The organism is Snodgrassella alvi (assembly GCF_002777855.1).
GTDB lineage: Bacteria > Pseudomonadota > Gammaproteobacteria > Burkholderiales > Neisseriaceae > Snodgrassella > Snodgrassella alvi_E.
Genome location: NZ_MEIK01000021.1, coordinates 1 through 2,455, shown reverse-complemented (window position 1 = coordinate 2,455; position 2,455 = coordinate 1). Strand labels below are relative to the sequence as shown.

1 protein-coding gene is annotated in these 2,455 nt (G+C 43.4%); it reads right to left on the bottom strand.

All coding sequences use genetic code 11. The features are described from left to right. Positions 1 to 2,455 (bottom strand): two-partner secretion domain-containing protein (locus BHC43_RS03315; RefSeq protein ID WP_218966451.1); only part of this gene is annotated, 2,455 nt, incomplete at both ends.

The window sequence follows — 2,455 nt, the reverse complement described above, 5'->3', positions numbered from 1 at the left end:
GCACTCAATTCCAGACTGTCTGCATCTATGCTGCCACTATTATTGTCAAAAGCGGCTGTGTGAATTACCGCTTGTTTACCTGCAATGATTTTGCCTTGTTCGCTGTTATCCAAGGCCAGTTTGCTTTCACCTTCCGCATTCAACAATAATTCTTCACTGCTGCCAATCAGGCCGTTGCGGTTTTTCAATTCTTCTTTAATCTGTGCTTTCAGCTGTTTGTTGGTGCGTATCGCCCCTTCGCTGTTGTTTATGCGTACGGCTTTTAAATCCAAACTGTCGCTGTCTATGCTACCTTTGCTGTTGTTTAGGCTGGCCGTATTTAGCTTTGCCTGTTTACCCGCAATAATTTTACCGCCCGCACTGTTATCAACTGCCAGTAGACTTTCACCTTCACTGTTCAACAGTAGGTCTGCTCCACTTCCAAAAATTCCGTTCTGATTATTCAGATTACGGTTAATCTGAGCTTTTAATTTCTGATTTACCCGTATTGCTCCGCCTGCATTGTTAACGCTATCCGCACTCAATTCCAGACTGTCTGCATCTATGCTGCCACTATTATTGTCAAAAGCGGCTGTGTGAATTACCGCTTGTTTACCTGCAATGATTTTGCCTTGTTCGCTGTTATCCAAGGCCAGTTTGCTTTCACCTTCCGCATTCAACAATAATTCTTCACTGCTGCCAATCAGGCCGTTGCGGTTTTTCAATTCTTCTTTAATCTGTGCTTTCAGCTGTTTATTGCTGCGTATTGCCCCTTCGCCGTTATCAATACGTTCCGCTTTTAAATCTAAACTGTCGCTGTCTATGCTACCTTTGCTGTTGTTTAGGCTGGCCGTATTCAATTTTGCCTGTTTGCCTGCAATAATTTTACCGCCCGCACTGTTATCAACTGCCAGTAGGCTTTCACCTTCACTGTTCAACAGCAGGTCTGCTCCACTTCCAAAAATTCCGTTCTGATTATTCAGATTACGGTTAATCTGAGCTTTTAAATTATCATTCGTACGAATTGCTCCCGAACTGTTATCAACATAGTCAGCACTCAGATTCAGAATGTTGCTATTTATGCTTCCCTGTTGATTATTTAGATTGCCCACTTTTACATTCAATGTCTTTCCCGCCTGTATTTTTCCTTTCAGGCTGTTATTGAAGTCTTCACTTTGTATATCCAGCTGATTTTGTGCGGCAATAAGTCCTTCTTCGCTATTGTTCAACTGTGCACTGCTGATTTCCATGCTGCCGGCTGATTGCAGCTTACCTTTACGATTATCCAGCCTATTGCTTCTGGCTGATAACAGCTCATTAGTGGTCATTTCTCCTTCACGATTATCAATGGTATCGGTATTGATTATTGCTTTGCCGGCTGTTAGTTTGCCTTGCTGATTATTAAATTCCTCACCATTGACGCTTAAGTTATTTAGATTCAAGGCGCCGTGATTACGCAATCCTGCTTTCGCATCCAATTCAATCCCACCATTAGCGATTATCTGGCCATTATCGTTAATCACTTCCTGACTGCTAATGATTTGTCCAGTGGCAAACTCAGTTTTAGAAACAGGATTGGTCACTGTTTCCGTTTGCCCTTCACCTACGGCTGTGGTCGGTGGTTTGACAGTGGTAGTTGATTCTGTCGGATTGGGTTGGTTGCTCGGCTCTGTTAAATCGGGTTTGTGCGGCTGAGTTGCATTGGCCGGTGCATAGCCTATCAGACCATTATTACGGTTTTCCAGTTTGTTCGAATCAAGATTTAATACTTGTTTTCCAGTCTGAATTATTTTACCGTTCAAGTTGTACACATTATCGGCAACTATATCTATCCGGCCGGCGTTGATCTCGCCCTGATTAATTAAAGCTTGCTGCCTGATGTTCAGCTCATCGGCTGTTGTCAGTATTCCGCTATTATTCAACTGCCTGCTGCTCAGTTGCATTCTGCCTTGACTAGATAGTGTCCCACTGTTGGTTATCTCATCACTATTGATGGTGGCAGTGGATACATCACTTCCTGAGTTGTTTTTATCAGCGGCAACGATACTGCCACTGTTCATCAGACGACCATCTGCATTTATGGTTATATTGCCGGTACCAGCAAAAATCTGCCCAGCATTATTGATGCCTACGCCTTTATCTGTACTGACTAATACAATCTTGCCAGCATACATTCCGCCCAGATTGCTTGTATCTATGGCTACTGCCGGTTTATTTTCTGCTGAAGCTGGCAAATTAGTAGTTACTAAACCAGCTGTATCAATATCATTATTACCGGTGGTAATGTTCAGATTATTGGCCCAAATGCCTGCATTGATCTGCGCTGCCTGAGCCAATATCCGCGTGTATTCTGTACCACTGCCATCCAGTCCGCCGCCATTTATGTTGATGTTTCCTCCCCGTACTTCATAACCATTGACATTTCCGTTATTGATAACAGGTTTACCTGTGGTCAGTGTGACACCAGCGGCATTTA